Source organism: Glycomyces rhizosphaerae (genome assembly GCF_042647865.1).
GTDB lineage: Bacteria > Actinomycetota > Actinomycetes > Mycobacteriales > Micromonosporaceae > Glycomyces > Glycomyces rhizosphaerae.
The window spans coordinates 120711-139026 of sequence record NZ_JBHRWO010000010.1 but is presented as its reverse complement, the minus strand read 5'-3'; the positions used below and the strand labels follow the sequence as shown (position 1 = coordinate 139026).

The following is an 18316-nucleotide window of genomic DNA, read 5'->3' as shown; positions in this document are numbered from 1 at the left end:
GGATCGACCGGTCTACGCGGCCCCTCTGCGGCGACGCGATCGCGCCGGGTGTTCGGCCTGTCGCCGTTCGCGTTTGCCGCGGGCCAGTTCGGTCTCCAGCGCGTCGAGCGGCCCGGCGAACCCGTCCGCGAAGTGCTCCAGCCAGAGCCGCACGGCGTCCAGTCCGTCGGCGTCGACGCAGTAGATGCGCTTGTTCCCTTCGGCGCGCACGGTCACGAGCCTGGCCTCGCGCAGCACCTTCAAGTGCTGGGAGACCGCGGGCTGGGAGATTCCGAAGTGGCCGCCGAGGACCTCGGCCACCGCCCCGGCCGGCCGTTCGCCGACGCTGAGCAGCTCCATGATCCGGCGCCGCACGGGATCGCCGAGGGCGTCGAATGCGGCCTCGGCCGATGCGCCGGACGCTTCCCCGCTCACGCTTCCGGCTGCTCCGGCTGCACCGTGTAGAACGCGACGACCGCGTCCACGGCGGCCTTCGCCGCCTCCGGGTCGTCGCCGTCGGCGATCGCGGCCGCGCCCCATGCGTCGCCGAGGAGGCGGGCGTACGCGACGCCTTCGGGGCCGGTCATCCACTGCTCCCACTCGGCGGGGTCCAGCGACGAGGCGGTCGCGAGGTAGTAGCCGAAGCTGTGCAGGAGCCCGTCCCAGCCGATGCCGACCGCGCCGGGACCGTACTGGGCCCACATGTCCGGGTCGACCGGGGCCTCGTGGACGAGTTCGAGGACCGTGGCGTCGCCCTCGTCCTTCAGATGCACGTCGAGCCAGGACATCCCGCCGCCGAACTCCCAGGTCACCGACAGGTGCTCGGGGGCGTCGCAGCGTTCGATGAGGCCGCCGGCCTGGGCTTCGAACTGGTACCGGCCGCCGACCTCGAGGTCGCCGGTCACCGGCTGGAACCAGCGCGGCAGCCGTTCGGGGCTGGTGAGCGCGTCCCAGACGTCGGCCCGGTCGGCGCGGTAGGCGCGGCGCGCGACGAGGACCTTCGTCGCGGCGCCGTGGCGCTCGCCGGTGCGGATCTCGCGGGCCACCAGTCCGGCGGACGCGATCGGGTCGTTGGGATCGGTCATGACACCCTCCTAATATAAGTTAAAACTTATATTAGGAGGGTGTGGCGAAGCGCGTCAACGATTCCCGGAAATCAGTGCTCGACGTAGCTGAGCAGGTCCTGGCGGGTGAGCACCCCGACCGGCTTGCCCTCGGCGAAGACCATGAGCGCGTCCCGGTCCTGCAGGGCCTGGACGGCGCGCTGAACCGGCTCGCCCGAGCCGATCGTCGGCAGCGGCGAGCCGATGTGCCGCTCGATCGGGTCGTGCAGCGTCGCCCGCCCCGAGAACAGGGCGTCCATGAGGTCGCGCTCGGCGACCGCCCCGGCCACCTCGCCGCTGGTCACCGGCGGCTCCGCCTTGAGCACCGGCATCTGGCTGACCCCGTACTGGCGCATGATGTCGATCGCCTCGCGCACCGTGTCCTGCGGGTGCACGTGGACCAGCTCGGGGATCTCCGCGCCCTTGCTGCTCAGCACCTCGCCGACGGTGGTCTCGCCCGAGCCGCCCATGAAGCCGAACTCGGTCATCCACGCGTCGTTGAAGATCTTCGAGAGGTACCCGCGCCCGCCGTCGGGCAGGATCACGACGATCACGTCGTCAGGGGAGGCGTCGCGGGCCACCGCGAGCGCCCCGACCACCGCCATCCCCGCCGAACCGCCGACGAGCAGGCCCTCTTCGCGGGCCAGGCGGCGGGTCATCGCGAACGACTCCGCGTCGGTGACCTCCACGATCCGGTCGGCCAGCTCGCGGTCGTAGTTCTCCGGCCAGAAGTCCTCGCCCACGCCCTCGACCAGGTAGGGCCGGCCGGTCCCGCCCGAGTACACCGAGCCCTCGGGGTCGGCGCCCACGACCTGGACCTTCCCGCCCGAGACCTCCTTGAGGTACTTGCCGATCCCGGTGATGGTGCCTCCCGTGCCGACCCCGGCGACCAGGTGCGTGATCTTCCCGTCCGTCTGCTTCCACAGCTCGGGGCCGGTCTGGTGGTAGTGCGAGGCCGGGTTCGCGGGGTTGGAGTACTGGTCCGGTTTCCAGGCGCCCTCGATCTCGTGGATGAGCCGGTCGGAGACCTTGTAGTAGGAGCGCGGGTCTTCGGGGTCGACCGCGGTGGGGCACACGACGACCTCCGCGCCGTACGCCTTCAGGACGTTCCGCTTGTCCTCGGAGACCTTGTCGGGGCACACGAACACGCACTTGTAGCCGCGCTGCTGCGCCACCATCGCCAAGCCCACGCCGGTGTTGCCGCTGGTGGGCTCCACGATCGTGCCGCCGGGCCTGAGCGCGCCGGAGGCCTCGGCCTCGTCGATCATGCGCTGGGCGATGCGGTCCTTGATGGAGCCGCCGGGATTGAGGTACTCGACCTTCGCGAGCACCGTCGCGGCCAGGCCCTCGGTGACCTTGTTGAGCTTCACCAGCGGGGTGTTGCCGATGAGGTCGAGGACGGATTCGTAGTACTGCATGCTCACAGCCTAGGCCCGACGCGTGTGCGACCGGAACAGTCCGCCGCCGTGTCCCGGCCCGTCCATCCCGCAGCGTGGATACGATCGGCCGTGGTACCGCCCGCGCCGGGCCGACCGGCGAGAATCGGGTCGCACACCTCTTTCGCAACGTAGGGAGACTGGGTATGAGCACCGCCGACATCGGCGTGGTCGGGCTGGCCGTCATGGGCTCCAACCTCGCACGGAACTTCGCCCGCCACGGCTTCACCGTCGCCGTCTACAACCGCACGCACGCCAAGACCACCGAGCTGATCGAGGCCCACGGCGACGAAGGCGACTTCGTCCCCTCCGAGGAGCTCAAAGACTTCGTCGCCTCCCTCAAGCGCCCCCGCAAGGCCATGATCATGGTCCAGGCCGGGAACGCCACGGACGCCGTCATCGACCAGCTCGCCGCGCTCATGGAGCCCGGCGACATGATCATCGACGGCGGCAACGCCCACTTCGAGAACACCCGCCGCCGCGAGGCCGCCCTGCGCGAGAAGGGCCTGCACTTCGTCGGCACCGGCGTCTCCGGCGGCGAAGAGGGCGCGCTGCTCGGCCCCGCGATCATGCCCGGCGGTTCTGAAGAGTCCTATGTGACCCTCGGCCCGATCCTCGAAGCCATCAGCGCCAAGGCCCCCGACGGCACCCCGTGCTGCTCGCGCCTCGGCCCCGACGGCGCCGGGCACTTCGTCAAGATGGTGCACAACGGCATCGAGTACTCCGACATGCAGCTCATCGGTGAGGCCTACGACCTGCTGCGCCGCGGCGTCGGCATCGAGCCGGCCGACCTCGCCAAGACCTTCTCCGAGTGGAACGCCGGCGAGCTCGACTCCTACCTCATCGAGGTCACCGCGGAGGTCCTCGGCCACGTCGACGCCGCCACGGGCAAGCCGCTCGTCGACGTCATCGTCGACCAGGCCGGCCAGAAGGGCACCGGACGCTGGACCGTCCAGATCGCCCTCGACCTCGGCGTCCCGGTCACCGGCATCGCCGAGGCCACCTTCGCCCGCGCGCTCTCCAGCGGCACCAAGCAGCGCGAAGGCGCCGTCGACGTGCTCACCGGCCCCACCGCGAAGGTGGACTTCCCCGAGCACTTCGTCGAGGACGTCCGCCAGGCGCTCTACGCCTCCAAGATCGTGGCGTACGCGCAGGGCTTCGACCAGATCGCCGCCGCCAGCGCCGAATACGACTGGGACATCGACCTCGGCTCGTGCTCGGCCCTGTGGCGCGCGGGCTGCATCATCCGGGCGCGCTTCCTCGACCGCATCACCGAGGCCTGGCGCTCGAACCCCGAGCTGCCGACGCTGCTTGCGGCGCCGGAGTTCACGAAGATCGTGACGGACGCGCAGGACGCCTGGCGCCGGGTCGTCTCGACCGCCGCCCTGGCCGGTATTCCGACGCCGGGCTTCTCGTCGGCGCTGGCGTACTACGACGGTCTGCGTTCGCGTCGCCTTCCGGCGGCGCTGATCCAGGGACAGCGGGACTTCTTCGGGGCCCACACGTACAAGCGCGTGGACCGCGAGGGCACGTTCCACACGGACTGGTCGGGCGACCGGTCGGAGATCCAACTCTAGGACAGTTCTTGCGGCGCCGCCCCTGCTGGTACGAGCAGGGGCGGCGCCGTTTCCGTTCGCCGCCATGAGGGAACGGCATGACGGCGATCACTTCTACACTTCTCGGTTCCCTTTTTCAGCGGACCGGTGTAATCGGGGCCCTGCCGATCAGCGACGGGGACCTGGCGGCGCTGGCTGGCGACGGGGTGCGGATGTTCCTGCGGCTCTTCGGGTCCTAGCGGCCCCAGCGCGGGCTGTAGGTGCCGCCGAGGTCGACCGGTTCGGCGGGGAGGTCGCCGTCGCGCAGGCGTTTGACGAGCGCGACGGTGCGGTCGGGCAGGATCGTGCCGTCGGCCGCGCCGCACTGCTCGACGGGCAGCCAGGCGAAGGCGAACCGCTGCTCGTAGGCGTCGCCGCCGGTGATGCGCGGCTCGAACCGTTCGACGCGGTGGAAGAAATACCAGTTCTTCTGGACGAGCAAGCGCCCCTTCGGGAACGCGGTGAACACCCCGAACGCGACCGGCCCGGCGAGCGCCTCGGGGTCGATCGCGTAGCCGGTCTCCTCGGCGGCCTCCCTGATCGCGGCCGCGCGGAGGTCCTCGCCCACTTCAACGCCGCCGCCGGGGGTGATCCAGCGCGTGACGCCGTCGAGGCAATGGTCGCCGCCCATGTGGAGCACGGTGTCGTGCTGGTCGAGGAAGAGGACGCGGGCGGCGGTGCGGAAGACCGCGCCGGTCTCGGATTCGATGCTCAAGGGGTGCTCCTCAGGCCGCGTCGAGCTGGCGGCCGATGGTTTCGAGTTCCACCGGTTCGGCGGGGATGTCGCCGCCGATCAGCTGCTTGACCAGTTGCCGGAGCGGCTCGACCTGTTCGAAACCGTCGGTGGTGAGGAACTCGTCCACGGGGATCCAGTTGAACTGTAGGTCCTGCTCGTAGGCGTCGCCGCCGGTCACCCGGGGTTCGAACCGTTCGACGCGGACGAGGAAGAAGTGGTTCTCCTGCGTGAACGTGCGGTCCGGGTGCACCTTCCGGTAGTGCTGGCGGGCGACCGGGCCGATCAGGTCCTCATGGCTCACGCGCAGGCCGGTCTCCTCGTACAGTTCGCGTGCGGCGGCGTCCCGCATGGTCTCGCCGGGGTCGATCCCGCCACCGGGAAGGATCCAGCGGGCGGGCCGGTCGGGGGTGGCGTATCCGCCGATGAAGAGGACGCAGTCCTGTTCATCCACGATGATGCCCCGGGCTCCTCGCCGGTCGATTCGGGTGGGTTCGTTCGTCGCGCTCACCGGTCAAGTATGGTGGCACGCTCGGTGACCGTCCAGTCCCTATCGGCGTCCCATCGCCAGGCGCCCCATGGAAGCCGAACGGGCGCAACGGGTACCGCACCGGCGAGGAGTCCCTTGAGCAGGTGGGCGAGCCGTGCGGGGAAGATCCGGTCGTCGGTCGCGGCCACTTGATCGAGGGTGAGCCAGCGGGCCGCGGTGAACTCGGCCTGCTCGACTTGTTCGAGCCCGTCGCGGACCGGGTCGAAATGCGGCACGCGCAGGAAGAAGTAGGCGTCGCTGGAATGGATCACGAGCTCGGGGCTGTCGGACCAGTCGCCCTCGGACTCGGCCACGACCGGCCCGAGCGCGCCGGGGTCGATGCGCAGACCGGTCTCCTCGAACACCTCGCGCACCGCCGCCTCGACGAGCGTCTCGCCCTCGTCGATCCCGCCGCCCGGCGTCACGTAGTACTCCACGCCCGGTCCCATGTAGTCGCGGCTGTAGAACAGCAGCACCCGGTCGTCCTCGTCCGCGAGCAGCACCCGCGCACACCGCCGACGCAGACATTCGGGTTCAGCGCTCACCCGTCGAGTATGAGCGGAGGGTACGACAATCGCAATCCGCTACAGGTCGACCCAGGGCAGCTCGATCGGGGCTTCGGGTCGCTCGCCTGCGAAGAGGCGCTTGAGGAGGCCCGGGAGGCCGATGGGGAAGACGATCGCGTCCGTCGCGTCCAGGTCGGCGAGCGACAACCATGCGCACCGGGCGACCTCGTTCCGCTCGCCCGCCTCGAGGCCGCTCAGGTCGGGCTCGAAACGGTTGACGCGCAAGAAGAAGTAGTGCTCCTCCGCCCGGTACCGAATGCCGTCACCAGCGATCCACGGGCCTTCGCGGCGCGCGACCTCCGCGCCCAGGGCCTCCGGTGCGACCCGCAGGCCGGTCTCCTCGAACACCTCCCGCACCGCGGTCTCGGGGAGCGACTCGCCCGCTTCGACGCCGCCGCCCACCGTGAAGTAGGAGTCGCCGCCCGGCACCACCGAGCCTTGGTTGAAGAACAGCAGCACCCGGTCGTCGCCGTCGACGAGGAGCACGCGCGCCGAGCGCCGGACCGGGTCTGTGGAGTTCGCCATGTACGCCAGCGTAAACCGGTCGGCAAGCCGTTTCCGCGCCCCGAACCGTCAGCGGCCGTCCCGAGGGCCGCTGAACACGGAACGGCCCGCGGCGGGGTGTCGCCGCGGGCCCGGTTTCCTGGTTCCAGAACTCAAGCGGTCGCGGGGGCCGCCTCGGTCGGGGTCGGCTTGCGGTCCTCGATCAGCTGCTTCGCCAGCCGACCCGAGGCCTCCGCCAAGCCCATGATCATCAGCGCGTTGATCGCGTGGAAGCCGAAGATGATCTGACCCGGCGTCGTCCCCGCCACGCTCACCAGCGCGATCACCGACTGCAGCAGCACCAGGCCGAGCACGCCGGCCGACATGCCCACCAGCTTTCCGCCGGCGCGCGCCAGCGCCGCGAACAGGATCCCCAGCAGCGCGACCACCGCGATGACGCGGCCGTTCATGATGTGCAGCGAGAACGACTCGTCCGGCGAACCGGACCCGATCGCCCCGTACCCGGCCAGGAAGAACTGCAGACCGATCAGCACGTGCAGCACGTGCGTCCAGGCCCGGTAGAACTTAAGCATCGATGCTCCTCGTCTCGATCTCGTCCTGAAGGGCGTCGACGCCCGTCATCGTGCCGTAGGCGAGCAGGTGGACCACGCAGTGATCCGAGTGCCTCTCGCCCCGCCATGCATCTACAAGGGACTCATTGACGGCGGCGGGCGCGAGCGCCGCCGCCACCGCCAACCGGGCCCCGAGCGCCGCCCCGGCCTCCAGGCCCTCGCCGTCCACCAGCTCCGGCAGGCCCGACGCCGCCGTCCCCTCCCGGACGCCGATCGTCCGCGCCACCGCCTCGGCCGCGTCCGCCCCGAGCAGTCCCGTCCCCGCCGAGGCCAACGCCCGCAGCGTCCCGTACGCGACCCCCACCGGCGAATCCCCCGCCCAGCCCGGCACGCGCACCCGCACGTCCCGCGCCCAGCCCGGCAGCCGCTCCAGCAGCGCCAGGCTCGTCCCCGGCTCCAGGTCCGCCGCCACCGCCGCCCGCAGCGTCCGCGAGGCCACCGAACGACCCAGCCGCGTCGCCGTCACCGGATGCGGCGACTCGTTGTGCGCCAGCACCTGCACCAGACGCGTGATGAACTCGAACACCAGCGCCGTCCCGATGAACCGCGGCGCGGCCTCCGCCGGGAACGGCCCCTCCGGGCCCGGGTCGACCGCCCACGCCGCCAACGGCGCCCACTCCCGCGGCGGCTTCCCCGCACGCAGGCCCTCGGCCAGCTCCGCCTCGCCCAACGCGTGCAGCAGCACCGTGTGCGCGTCCGTGCAGAACCGGCAGCCGTTGCGCACCGCGATCGCCGTCGCCACGACCTCCTTCGCCAGACGCTCCTGCGGCCCGCCGACCATCAGCGCCTCGCGCAGCAGCGACCACATCGCCGCGAGCAGCTCCGGTGCGGGCGAGAGCATCTGGAACGGCGCGCCGATCGCGCCCAGCTCCCGCTTCGCCTGCTCGTACACCTCCGCAACCGCGCCCTCGGCATGTCGGGCATCGACCGGTGCGATGTATCTGATCTGGGGTGGCATGGGGGTTCTCCTCGATTCGCCTCTCGCCGAGCGGATCTCGCGGCCCGGCGCCGCATGCCCTCCAGCCTCCCCGCGCGGGCCGCGCGGCGCGTCGTCCCTGCGCTGGCATTCCGCCCCGCAACGAGCAGCGCATTCGGGGCCGCCGTGTACACCCTGCGCCGTACACCGGCGCTGCACCGCGGGCCGACGCCGCACCCGGGACGCCGCCATAGGATTGGCCCCATGCCGACTCCCTCCGAAAGCCGCCTCAAGGGGCCGCGGCTCGACCTGGTCGTCGCCTTCCTCATGCTGAGCGACACCCTCCTCTCGGGCGTGGCCAAGGCCAGCACCGACGGCCTGGCCTGGTACGGCTGGCCGCTCCTCGCACTGGGGCCGTTGGCATTCCCGCTGTGGCGGCGCTACCCGCGCGCGGTCCTGCTCGTCACCGTCGGCGCCCTGGTCGCTTCCGGCCACCTCGGAGTCGGCCCCCTCGCCGCGGTCCCGGCGCTGGTGGCGATCGCCGTCGCGATGTACCGGGGGCACCGCAGGCTCACCGTCAGCCTCGTCCTGGTCGTCTCCGCCGTCACGATGCTCGGCAACTGGAGCGCGGCCGGATTCCACTTCACGGGCGCGGTCATGGAGCAGTCCATGCTCGTCATCGGCTGGCTCCACGTCGCCCTCATCTCCGGTGAGTCGCGGCGCCAGAGGGACGCCTACATGGCCGAGGCCGAGCACACCCGCGAGGAGGCGGTCAAGCGCAAGGCCGCCGACGAACGCGTCCGGATCGCCCGCGAACTGCACGACTCGCTCACCCACTCGATCTCGGTCATCCGCGTCCAGGCCGGAGTGGCGCTCCACCTCGCGCGCAAGCGCGGCGAGGACCCGCCGCCGGCGCTCGTCGCCGTCGAGGAGGCCGCGAAGGACGCCACCCGGGAACTGCGCGAGACCCTGACGATGCTGCGCGACGACGAAGGGCACCGGCTCTCCCGCGTCAAACCCCTCGCCGACCGCTACCGGGGCCTCGGCTTCACCATCGAGCTCGAATGCGAAGTGGACGAGACCGCGGTGCTCGACCAGGAGGTCGACCACGCCGCCTACCGGATCGTGCAGGAGGCGCTGACGAACGCGGTGCGCCACTCCAGCGGCGACCGGGTGCGGGTGCGCGTGCGCCGCGGCGAGGACGCCCTCCTCGTCGAGGTCGCCGACAACGGCCGCCCCGGCACCGTCGTGCCCGGACGCGGGATCACCGGCATGCGCGAACGCGTGGACGCCCTCGGCGGCGCCCTCGATGTCGGACCCGGCGAGTACGGTTTCACCGTCACCGCCCGGCTCCCGATGCCCGCCAATGTCATCGCCGACCGCGCAGTGCCCGAACCTGAACCGCCGATCCCGGCCCCGACCGCCGCCACGGAACTGGGGAGGACGCGATGATCCGAGTGCTGCTCGCCGACGACCAACCGCTCATGCGCGGCGGCTTCCGCGCCCTCATCGACGCCGAGGACGACATGACCGTCGTCGCCGAGGCCGCCGACGGCCCCACCGCCGTGCGCCTCGCCGGCGAGTACCGGCCCGACGTCGCCCTGCTCGACGTCGAGATGCCCGGCGGCGACGGCATCAGCGCCGTCCGCGCCATCGCCGCCGACCCGCACCTCGACGCCCTCCGGGTCGTCATGCTCACCAACTACTCCTTCGACGCCTACGTCTTCGACGCCCTGCGCGCCGGAGCCGCCGGCTACCTCGTGAAGGACACCGAACCCGAAGAGCTGCTGCGATGCGTGCGCGCCGCCGCGGCCGGAGAGACCCTGCTGTCGCCCCAGATCGCCGCGAAACTCGTGGCCGAATACGTGGCGCACCCGCCGTCGCGCCTGTCGGGGAAGGTCGAGGGCCTCACCTCGCGCGAGACCGAGATCGTGGCACTGGTCGCCCGCGGCCTGACCAACGGCGAGATCGCCGAACGCCTGTTCATCAGCCCCGCGACCGCGAAGACCCACGTGCACCGGGCGATGATGAAACTCGCCGTCCGCGACCGCGCGGGCCTGGTGGTCTTCGCCTACGAATCAGGCCTGGTCCAACCCAAGAGCACCGGCTAGGACCCCGCCTGCCCGGCGCTCGGCTCGCCCGCCTCGCCCTCAGCCGTACCGGCCGTGTCCGCCTCCGGCTCCGCGGTCGCGTTGTACTCCGAACCGAACAGCAAGGCCGCGTTCGTGATCCACAGCCATACCAGGAACACGATCGCGCCGCCCAAAGCGCCGTACGTCTTGTCGTAGCTGCCGAAGTTCGCCACGTACAGCCCGAACGCCGCCGAAGCCGCGAGCCACAGCACCACCGCCAGCGCCGCGCCCGGCGCGCGCTGGCGCAGACGCGAGCGCTTCGCCGGGGCCAGCCAGTACAGCAGTGCCACGATCACCACCACCAGCACGATCACCACGGGCCATTTCACCCAGCCCCACACCGTGACCGCCGTGTCGCTCGAACCGAGCGCGTCGCCGATCGCGCGTGCCACCGCCCCGCCGGTGGCCGCGACGATCGCGCACACCGCCGTCAGAAGGCCCACCACCACGGTGAGTACGACCCGCACGATGAGGACGGTCCACCATTTGCGCGTCTCGTCGGTGCCGTTGACCGCGTTGAGGGCCCGCGAGAACGCCGCCACGTAGTTCGACGCGGCCCACAGCGCCGCGACCAGGCCGACCAGGGCCAGCAGGCCAGCGGCGGCCGGGTTCATCTGGAGGCGCGCGACGGCGTCCTCGATGATCGCGAAGGTGTCGGGGGGCGCGAGTGAGGCGACGCCGTCCAGGAGCGCCTCGGTCGCGTCAGGGTTGAGCAGGCCGATGATCGAGGTGCCGACGAGGATCGCGGGGAACAGCGACAGTACCGAGTAGTAGGTGAGCGCCGCCGCGGTGTCGCCGCGGCTCGCCGCGCCGTACCGTTTGGCGGCCTTGACCAATGATCGGGCGCCCATGCCTTCACCGTGCCAGGCGGCGTGCGGGCCGGGGCGGGTTCGGGCGAACTCGGCACGCGGCCGGGCGCGCTAAGGCCTGAGGCGGTCGGACTCGTCGTCGCGCGCGCGGGCGCGGGTGGCGAGCTCCCAGATGACGAACACGTCCACCGCGATCACCAGCGAGGACCACAGTGGATATTGCGAGGCGAGGAAGCACTGGTTGATCGCCGAGACGGCCGCGACCAGCAGCGCCGGCGTCGGATGCGCGCCCCATCTGGTCAACCGCCGCCCCAGGCCCAGCTGCCCGAGCCCGATCACGATGGCCGCCAAGCCGACCGCGATGTTCACCCAGCCCCAGCCGGTGTTGTCGCCGCGGTACCAGTAGCCGCCGCCGGTGAAGATGAACGCACCGCCGCCGGCTATCGCGAAGCCGATGAAGACCTGCCAGGCGCCCACGAGCAGGAGCAGGACCCCCGCGAAGGCGGAACCGCCCTCCCTGCGGCGAGGATCCCAGTCCTCTCGAGTCATGCGCGGTCCCCCGGGGTGCTGCCTGACGGCGCCGTCGGCGCCGCTTGCGCACACAGCTTAGGCGACGGGCCGTCCCGATCGCGGCTCCCGCGCGCGGCCGCCTCGCGCCGAGCGCCTGCGGCAGGTCCTCGACCAGGCCGTACCAGCGCCGCTTGGCCCGTTCGGCCTCAACCTTTGGCCGGACCTTCGAGGCGACGAAGCCAGTTGGCGAGCAGCGCGCTGCCGTCCTCGGTGAGGATCGACTCGGGATGGAACTGCACGCCTTCGACGTCGACGACGCGGTGCCGCAGCCCCATGATCGTCCCGTCATCGCTGTGGGCCGTCACCACCAGGGGCTCGCGCACGCTCCCGGGCTCGACGGCGAGCGAGTGGTACCGCGTGGCGGTGAACGGGTTGGCGAGCCCGGCGAACACGCCTTCGCCGTCGTGCCGGATCGGCGAGGTCTCGCCGTGCCGCAGCTCGGCCGCGCGCGTCACCACCGCCCCCCAGTGCTCGGCGATCACCTGGTGCCCGAGGCACACCCCGAGCACCGGCACCTCCCCCGCGAAGTGGTCGAGCAGCTCATGGCCCAGCCGGGCCTCGTCGGGCCGGCCCGGACCGGGCGACAGCAGCACGCCCGCAGGGTGCAGCCGCACGGCCTCGTCCACATCGGTCCGGTCGGATCGGCGCACCTCCACCTTGGCACCCAGCGCCCGCAGGTAGGAGACGATGGTGTGGACGAACGAGTCGCGGAAGTCGACGACCAGCACGCTACCCATCGGTGTCTTCCATCAGCGCCCCCACCAGTGCGATCGAACCGTGCCTACTCCCCGTCAGGGGACTCCGCGGTCTGCCAGTCGTCAGAGTCGAAGCCCGTGCCGGGGCAGTCCACGCCGGGCACGCACGTCTCGCCGTCGGCCGGTGCGCCGCTCTCGTCGCCGTTCTCGACGTTCACGCCACCGGCCGGGTCGACGTTGCTCCACGGCATGTGCGGGTGCACCGCGGGGAACACCACGAACCACAGCAGCGCCAGCATGCCGACGGTCAAGGCGACCGAGCCGATCAGTTTACCCGGAAGACCCCCGGGGATCTTCCTCCAGATCCACGAGTACACGTCAGGCCTCCGTGTCGACTGCTGCAGGGGGCAGGTCGCCCTCGGGGTCGCGCTCGATCGTCTCCACCAGTTGGCTGTAGACCACGTATCGCTCGTAGTTGTCCCACCGCGGGTGGCAGGTGAACAGGGTCAGCCAGTAGTCCCCGTCGCCCGGCTCCACGCCGGGCTCGCCCGGCACCGGAGCGGTGATGTCGATCTGGGTCTCGTTGACGACCTCGTGCTCCTGCACCTCGTAGATGTAGAAGTTCTCCTTCGTCTCGATGACCACCTTGTCCCCGGGTTCGAGGGAGCGGATCTCCGAGAAGATCGCGGGCACGTTGTGGCCCGCGAGCGTGAAGTTGCCCTGCTCGCCCGGGTAGGCGCCTTCGAGGAAGCGGCCGGGCGCGTACTCGATGTCGGCCGGTTCGGTGCCCTCGACGAGCGTCCAGGACTCGGCCCGGATGTCGGGCGCCCACATGCGCGCGAACGCGTCGCCGAGCTCGGGCACGGGCGCGCCGTCGACGCTCTCGCCTTCGACCTCGCCGCCCCAGATCGTGTCGAGGTCGGTGGAGAGCGTCTCCTGCTCGTTGTTGATCGCCTCGGAGACGCCGAAGACCTCGTACCCGGCGTACAGCAGGACGATCGCGCCGAGGGTGATGAGCACTTCGCCGAGGCCGCGCACGGTGCCGCGCAGCCCGCCGTCGTCGCGGTGGCGTTTGACGGAGCGCTTCTTGCGGGCCGCGCTGTCGGCGCCGGGCGGCGCCGGCGTCTCGTCAGCGGGGATGACCGGGAGGATCGCGGTCCCGTCGGGCTCGGGCACGAGCGAGGCGCGCTGTGCCTTCGCGAGGCCGGGCGGGCGGAGCGCGGTGGTCCTGTCGGGGTCGGGAGTCGAGGAGGGGCGGGGGTGCGGGGAGGGGACGCCGGCACGGCCGGGGATCTTGGCGGCGCCCGCGGCCGGTCCCGGGGAGGGACGAGGGCGAGACGGAGACTCGTTCGCGAAGGGGGACCAGTCCTGATCGCTCACCTGGAACTTCGCCTCCATAGTGCCGGTGTACTTTTCGTAGGGGGATCTCGTAACCATAACGCGCGAGGCGATCCTAGGGTTGTGCCGCGAACCCAACTATCAACCGAACGGGCAGGTCTGCGCAGGCACGGCGCCTACGGGAGCCGGCTCGGTCTCTGTCCGCGCGTGTCGCTGAGCCTTCCAGACGCTTCGGCAGCTCACTCCCGGGGTGTGAGCTACGCGATGCCGCGCGGACGGCGCGTCACCGGCGGGCGGTACCCTGGACGTCGGACATGTCCCTCAGTTGGAGAGTCGTCGATGCCGAAGTCACGTGTGCGTAAGAAGAAGGTCTACTCGAGCTCTGGCGTGAGCAAGAGTTCGACCTCGGGCGAGAGCTACGAGCCGAGCCCGATGTGGGTGCCGATCACCGCTGTCGCCCTCATCGTGATCGGCATCGGATGGCTGACCCTGTTCTACCTCTCCGGCATGGCCTACCCGGTCGCGTCGTGGGAGTACTGGAACCTGGCCGTCGGCTTCTCCTGCATGGTCGCCGCCCTGCTCGTCCTGTCGAAGTGGCGTTGACCCGGACCCCTTGAAGGCGAGTACCCCTCGTCTCCTGTTCGAATTGAGCGATGTCGGACCCCGGCGTGCTTTTGAGCCGTGCAGATTCACGGCTCGCAAGCATCGCCGAGGCCGGATCCCCAAGGGCGGGTAAATCAGGATATTTCCTGATCCGCCCCTTTTTAATGCCTATCGGCGTTCGGGCAGCGTGCCCTCACAGGAGCTCGAGCACCGTCGCGTTCGCCATCCCGCCGCCCTCGCACATCACCTGGAGCCCGCGCCGGGACCCGGTGTCCCGCATGTAGTGCAGCATCGTCGCGGCAAGCCGCGCCCCCGAAGCCCCCAGCGGATGGCCGAGCGCGATCGCCCCGCCGCGCGGGTTGAGCCGCTCCTCGTCCGCGCCGGTCTCGGCCAGCCACGCCAACGGGATCGCCGCGAACGCCTCGTTCACCTCGAACACGTCGATCTCGTCCAGATCCAAGCCCGCACGCCGCAGGATCTTCGCGGTCGCCGGGATCGGCCCGTCCAGCATGAGCACCGGGTCGGAACCGACCGCGCACGCCGCCGCGATACGCGCCAGCGGCCGCACCCCGAGCCGCCGCGCGTGCTCATCGGTCGTGATGACCAGCGCCGCCGCCCCGTCCGAGATCTGCGACGACGTCCCCGCCGTCACCGAACCATCCACAGTGAACGCCGGCTTGAGCCCGCCGAGCTTCGCCATGCTCGTGTCCCGCCGGATGCCCTCGTCGGCCGCCACGCCCGCGACAGGCGCGATCTCGTCCGCGAACGCGCCCTTGTCACTGGCCGCCGCGGCCTTCTCGTGGCTGGCGAGCGCGAACGCGTCCATCGCCTCACGGCTGATCCCGTAGCGCTCCGCCACCAACTCCGCGGCCAAGCCCTGGTTGAACAGCACCGGCGCCGTCGCGTCCACGTTCGCGGCGTACCGCTCGCGCACCACCGGGCCGTACGGCTCGCCCACACCGGAACCGACGCTCGACCCCATCGGGACGCGGCTCATCGACTCGACCCCGCCGGCGACGACCACGTCGGCGTGCCCGGCCAGGACCGCGGCCGCCGCGAAGGACACCGCCTGCTGGCTCGAACCGCACTGGCGATCCACAGTGGTGCCGGGGATGAGGTCGGGCCAGCCCGCGGCCAGGACGGCGTTGCGGGCGACGTTCCAGGACTGCTCGCCCACCTGCGAGACGCAGCCGAGCATGACGTCGTCGACCGCGTCCGGTCCGAGACCGGAGCGTTCGAGCGCCGCGTTCATCGCGTAGGCGGCGAGGTCCACGGCGTGGACGCTGGCGAGCACGCCGCCGCGCCGTCCCAGCGGCGTGCGGGCGGCGGCGAGGATCACGGCTTCAGTCATTGCGGTACACCGGCGCGATGACGGCCCGCGCGATCGCGTTGAACGTGAGGTGGATGGCCCCCGCCGCCACCGACGCGTCCGGGTCGACCTTGACCGGGGCCTTCAGGGCGTGGACGGCGAACAGGTAGCGGTGCTCGGGGTCGCCGGGCGGCGGGGCGGCACCGGCGTAGCCCACGGTTCCCGAGTCGTTGCGCAGCTGCACCGCACCCGCGGGCGGCGCGGCGGCCGCGCCGGTCGGCAGCTCGGTGACCGATGCGTCGAGGCCCAGGAGCATCCAGTGCCACCAGCCGGAGCCGGTGGGCGCGTCCGGGTCGAAGCAGGTGACGGCGAACGCGGCGGTCTCGGCCGGAAAGCCCGACCAGGCCAGGTGCGGGGAGACGTCCTGCCCGGCGACCTGAGCGGGATCGAGCCTGACCTTGTCGGCCACGTCGTCAGAGACCACCGTGAACGACGGGAGCGGGGGCAGGAAATCGTAGGGCCAAGGGGCCCGTGTGCGGTCGAGCGACGTCATCGTTCTCCTCAACTTCCCGGCCCGGCCCGCGGCGCCGCCCTCCCCGCCCGCGCGGGGCGGCGAAGCGGCTCTCGCTTGCGGGGCCGCATGTCCTACGTCAAGTGCCTTGCGGGGGCGAAGAACCCCACATCTGCACCGTATCGCGGCAGCGGCCAGACCACGAGCGGGCCGCACCGCCGACCGAGGCGAAGCGGGGTCCGCCCAGCCGCGCGGCGCCGCCGTCCGCATCGTGGACAAGGGCGCGTTCCCCGGTGCCGCGGCGTGAGGCCATGTGCCCGAACCTGACCCGCGGTGCTGCCGGGTGAGGTGCGCCGCCGGCGGCGCATATGCCGCTCGACGTCCACCGTGCGGGCCGCTTACGCTGGTGTCATGCCGAACACCGACGTCATCTCTTTCTCCAGGGGCGCCCCGTCGCTCGACATCGTCGACACCGAAGGGCTCAAGGCCGCCGCCGTCGCCGCACTCGACGCCGATCCGGCCGGGGTCACCGGCTACGGCACCTCGGTGGGCTACGGTCCGCTGCGCGAGTGGATCGCGGCCAAGCACGGCGTCAAGGCCGAGAACGTGCTGGTCACGAACGGTTCCATGCAGGCCGACGCGTTCCTGTTCGACGAGCTCGTCAAGCCCGACTCGCCGGTGATCGTCGAGCGCCCCACGTACGACCGGACCCTCCTGGGCCTGCGCAACCGTCGCGGCGAGCTCCACCCGGTGCGCCTCCAGGCCGACGGCATCGACGTGGACGAACTCGAGGCCCTCCTCAAGGGCGGCGTGCGGCCGACCCTGGCGCACATCATCCCGAACTTCCAGAACCCGGCGGGCGTGACGCTCTCGGGCGAGAAGCGCACCCGGCTGCTCCAGCTCGCGAACGAGTACGAGTTCACGATCTTCGAGGACGACCCGTACTACGACATCCGCTTCCGCGGCGAGCAGTTCCCGACCATGCTCGAGCAGGACGAGACCGGCCGCGTCGTGTACGCGTGCTCGTTCTCCAAGACCGTCTGCCCGGGCCTGCGCACCGGCTACCTGGTCGGCCCGGCCGACATCATCGCGAAGATCGCCGCCGCCGCCACCAACACCTACATCGCGCCGAACATGTTCGCGCAGGCGACGATCTACCAGTTCGCGGCCTCCGGGGCGCTGGACCGGTCGATCGCGACGGTCAAGGCCGCCCTGGAAGAGCGGGTGGACCAGCTCTCCGCCTCCTTGCGCGCGCACCTGCCGAACGCCGAGTTCATCGTTCCCGACGGCGGCTACTTCCTGTGGGTCGACCTGGGCGAGGGCGTCGACTGCGCGAAGGTCGCGGCCGCGGCCGCCGACGAGGGCGTCCAGGTCGTCAAGGGCACCGACTTCGTGCTCGAAGGCGGCGAATCCTGCCTGCGGCTGGCCTACTCGGCCGTCAAAGCCGACCGGATCGACGAAGGCGTGCGGCGCCTCGCGAGGGCCGTCGAGGCCTCCAAGAGCCTCTGACGTCACGACCCGTGATCGACTGAGAACGTTACGCCGACAATGGATGGCGGTTATGCGACATGGCGTATAACCGCCACCGCGACGCCCTTCCCAGAACGGATGCGGGGCGCAAAGATCGGTGCGTGACCGCGGTTCGCCGCGGAGCGGCCGTTATCCCGCCCCCATTGACGCCGGATCGGTGAACTCGCCCACTCCCCCCGAGGCGAGGCACCGGTCCGGCGTTGCCCTTCCCCGCGGTGCGGGCATGCTTTCGGGGACCCGCGTCGCCGCGAATCCCCGATCAGTACGCCGCCGGTCCCGCCCGGCGGCCGTACTCGGACCCTGGCCGGCCACGTTGCCGACCAGTCCCCCCGATATTCATTTCACGCGGCCCCGCTGCTGCGGCTTCACCTCAGGACGAACCGTCCGGCTCCGCCGCGATGCCTCCCGGCATCAGCGGGAGACGCTGTCGACCAGTTCCTCGGTGATCGCCCGGTCGTTGAGCTCGCTGTCGTCGAGGAGTTCGTCCGCGAGGAGCGCCTCCCCGATCGACTCCGTCCGCTGCCGGTACCAGAAGTACGCGGCGGCGCCCCCGAGCGCGAGCCCGGCCCCGATCGCCCCGACGACCCACGGCCACTTGGGGGCCGGGGGCTTCCGGAGCCCGACTTTGGTCAGGACGACGTTGACCTTCGGCACGGCCGCCTCCTTCGTACCCTTGGCCGCAGCGAAGCTCGCGTTCTTCAGCGAGGTCACACCCTGCGTGAAATGGTCCACGGCCTCCTTGGTGGGAGTCGTGGCATGTCGGCTGAAGCCCATAGTGAATGCCTCCTCTAGGTGCCTTTAGGTCTCATCGTGCCCCGGCCTGTGACACCCGTCGAGGGAAACGGGG

At 71.1% G+C, this 18316-nt stretch carries 22 protein-coding genes; 5 read left to right on the top strand and 17 right to left on the bottom strand.

Features of this window, described 5'->3' with window-relative positions; translation table 11 throughout:
• Positions 1-12: 12 nt before the first annotated feature.
• The 3 genes from ACFO8M_RS10245 to ACFO8M_RS10235 form a co-directional block, all read right to left on the bottom strand.
• A complete protein-coding gene (locus tag ACFO8M_RS10245) occupies positions 13-414 on the bottom strand; it encodes an ArsR/SmtB family transcription factor (RefSeq protein ID WP_387974260.1) in 402 nt (133 codons plus the stop codon).
• Positions 411-1064 (bottom strand): SRPBCC domain-containing protein, encoded by a 654-nt coding sequence (locus ACFO8M_RS10240; RefSeq protein WP_387974257.1) that lies wholly within the window; start codon positions 1062-1064, stop codon positions 411-413. Before ACFO8M_RS10240 ends, ACFO8M_RS10245 begins: the two co-directional genes overlap by 4 nt.
• 71 nt (positions 1065-1135) lie before the next feature.
• Positions 1136-2500, bottom strand: a complete 1365-nt coding sequence (locus ACFO8M_RS10235; protein WP_387974254.1) for a cystathionine beta-synthase — start codon at positions 2498-2500, stop codon at positions 1136-1138.
• 164 nt (positions 2501-2664) lie between these two features.
• On the opposite strand from ACFO8M_RS10235, the gene gndA reads away from it, so the two are divergent.
• Positions 2665-4095, top strand: coding sequence for an NADP-dependent phosphogluconate dehydrogenase (gndA, locus tag ACFO8M_RS10230; protein ID WP_387974251.1), 1431 nt, complete (start codon positions 2665-2667; stop codon positions 4093-4095).
• Between the two features lie 214 nt (positions 4096-4309).
• Here the strand turns inward: gndA and ACFO8M_RS10225 are convergent, their stop codons facing one another.
• The 6 genes from ACFO8M_RS10225 to ACFO8M_RS10200 form a co-directional block, all read right to left on the bottom strand.
• Entirely contained in the window at positions 4310-4828 is a 519-nt protein-coding gene (locus ACFO8M_RS10225) for an NUDIX domain-containing protein (protein WP_387974248.1), read from the bottom strand.
• Positions 4829-4838: 10 nt separating this feature from the next.
• Positions 4839-5357, bottom strand: a complete 519-nt coding sequence (locus ACFO8M_RS10220; RefSeq protein WP_387974246.1) for an NUDIX domain-containing protein — start codon at positions 5355-5357, stop codon at positions 4839-4841.
• Positions 5354-5920: an NUDIX hydrolase gene (locus ACFO8M_RS10215; RefSeq protein WP_387974244.1), complete on the bottom strand. Its 567-nt coding sequence runs from the start codon at positions 5918-5920 to the stop codon at positions 5354-5356. The genes ACFO8M_RS10220 and ACFO8M_RS10215 overlap by 4 nt, the downstream gene beginning before the upstream one ends.
• Positions 5921-5959: 39 nt before the next feature.
• The gene (locus ACFO8M_RS10210; RefSeq protein ID WP_387974241.1) at positions 5960-6466 is read right to left on the bottom strand and encodes an NUDIX hydrolase; all 507 of its coding nucleotides are present in this window, start codon (positions 6464-6466) and stop codon (positions 5960-5962) included.
• 131 nt (positions 6467-6597) lie between these two features.
• The gene (locus tag ACFO8M_RS10205; RefSeq protein ID WP_387974238.1) at positions 6598-7017 is read right to left on the bottom strand and encodes a DUF6220 domain-containing protein; all 420 of its coding nucleotides are present in this window, start codon (positions 7015-7017) and stop codon (positions 6598-6600) included.
• Positions 7010-8014 carry a DNA-binding protein gene (locus tag ACFO8M_RS10200; RefSeq protein ID WP_387974235.1) on the bottom strand — a complete coding sequence of 335 codons (1005 nt, stop codon included), beginning with the start codon at positions 8012-8014 and terminating at the stop codon, positions 7010-7012. The genes ACFO8M_RS10205 and ACFO8M_RS10200 overlap by 8 nt, the downstream gene beginning before the upstream one ends.
• Positions 8015-8236: 222 nt before the next feature.
• On the opposite strand from ACFO8M_RS10200, the gene ACFO8M_RS10195 reads away from it, so the two are divergent.
• Both ACFO8M_RS10195 and ACFO8M_RS10190 read left to right on the top strand, forming a co-directional pair.
• Positions 8237-9424 carry a sensor histidine kinase gene (locus ACFO8M_RS10195; RefSeq protein WP_387974233.1) on the top strand — a complete coding sequence of 396 codons (1188 nt, stop codon included), beginning with the start codon at positions 8237-8239 and terminating at the stop codon, positions 9422-9424.
• Positions 9421-10083, top strand: a complete 663-nt coding sequence (locus ACFO8M_RS10190) for a response regulator (RefSeq protein ID WP_387974230.1) — start codon at positions 9421-9423, stop codon at positions 10081-10083. Before ACFO8M_RS10195 ends, ACFO8M_RS10190 begins: the two co-directional genes overlap by 4 nt.
• On the opposite strand, the gene ACFO8M_RS10185 is transcribed toward ACFO8M_RS10190, so the two are convergent.
• From ACFO8M_RS10185 to ACFO8M_RS10165, 5 genes are all read right to left on the bottom strand, one after another.
• Positions 10080-10955 (bottom strand): YihY/virulence factor BrkB family protein, encoded by an 876-nt coding sequence (locus ACFO8M_RS10185; RefSeq protein ID WP_387974228.1) that lies wholly within the window; start codon positions 10953-10955, stop codon positions 10080-10082. The two genes, ACFO8M_RS10190 and ACFO8M_RS10185, sit on opposite strands and share 4 nt — an antisense overlap.
• 69 nt (positions 10956-11024) lie before the next feature.
• A complete protein-coding gene (locus ACFO8M_RS10180; protein ID WP_387974225.1) occupies positions 11025-11462 on the bottom strand; it encodes a DUF7144 family membrane protein in 438 nt (145 codons plus the stop codon).
• A 167-nt stretch (positions 11463-11629) separates the two neighbouring features.
• Positions 11630-12220, bottom strand: a complete 591-nt coding sequence (locus ACFO8M_RS10175) for an anthranilate synthase component II (RefSeq protein WP_387974222.1) — start codon at positions 12218-12220, stop codon at positions 11630-11632.
• A gap of 44 nt (positions 12221-12264) precedes the next feature.
• Complete coding sequence (locus tag ACFO8M_RS10170) at positions 12265-12489, bottom strand: hypothetical protein (RefSeq protein WP_387974219.1); 225 nt, start codon at positions 12487-12489, stop codon at positions 12265-12267.
• 67 nt (positions 12490-12556) lie between these two features.
• Positions 12557-13615, bottom strand: coding sequence for a class E sortase (locus tag ACFO8M_RS10165; RefSeq protein WP_387974217.1), 1059 nt, complete (start codon positions 13613-13615; stop codon positions 12557-12559).
• A 240-nt stretch (positions 13616-13855) separates the two neighbouring features.
• Between ACFO8M_RS10165 and ACFO8M_RS10160 the strand changes: the two genes are divergently transcribed.
• On the top strand, positions 13856-14119 hold the full coding sequence (locus ACFO8M_RS10160; RefSeq protein ID WP_387974214.1) for a cell division protein CrgA: 264 nt from the start codon (positions 13856-13858) through the stop codon (positions 14117-14119).
• Positions 14120-14312: 193 nt separating this feature from the next.
• Here the strand turns inward: ACFO8M_RS10160 and ACFO8M_RS10155 are convergent, their stop codons facing one another.
• Both ACFO8M_RS10155 and ACFO8M_RS10150 read right to left on the bottom strand, forming a co-directional pair.
• The gene (locus ACFO8M_RS10155; RefSeq protein ID WP_387974211.1) at positions 14313-15470 is read right to left on the bottom strand and encodes a thiolase family protein; all 1158 of its coding nucleotides are present in this window, start codon (positions 15468-15470) and stop codon (positions 14313-14315) included.
• Positions 15463-15981, bottom strand: coding sequence for a YbhB/YbcL family Raf kinase inhibitor-like protein (locus ACFO8M_RS10150; protein WP_387974208.1), 519 nt, complete (start codon positions 15979-15981; stop codon positions 15463-15465). Before ACFO8M_RS10150 ends, ACFO8M_RS10155 begins: the two co-directional genes overlap by 8 nt.
• Before the next feature lie 345 nt (positions 15982-16326).
• Here ACFO8M_RS10150 and ACFO8M_RS10145 point away from each other — a divergent pair, with 345 nt between their 5' ends.
• Positions 16327-17448 carry an aminotransferase-like domain-containing protein gene (locus tag ACFO8M_RS10145; protein ID WP_387974205.1) on the top strand — a complete coding sequence of 374 codons (1122 nt, stop codon included), beginning with the start codon at positions 16327-16329 and terminating at the stop codon, positions 17446-17448.
• 432 nt (positions 17449-17880) lie between these two features.
• Here the strand turns inward: ACFO8M_RS10145 and ACFO8M_RS10140 are convergent, their stop codons facing one another.
• Complete coding sequence (locus tag ACFO8M_RS10140) at positions 17881-18243, bottom strand: hypothetical protein (RefSeq protein WP_387974202.1); 363 nt, start codon at positions 18241-18243, stop codon at positions 17881-17883.
• Positions 18244-18316 lie beyond the last annotated feature (73 nt).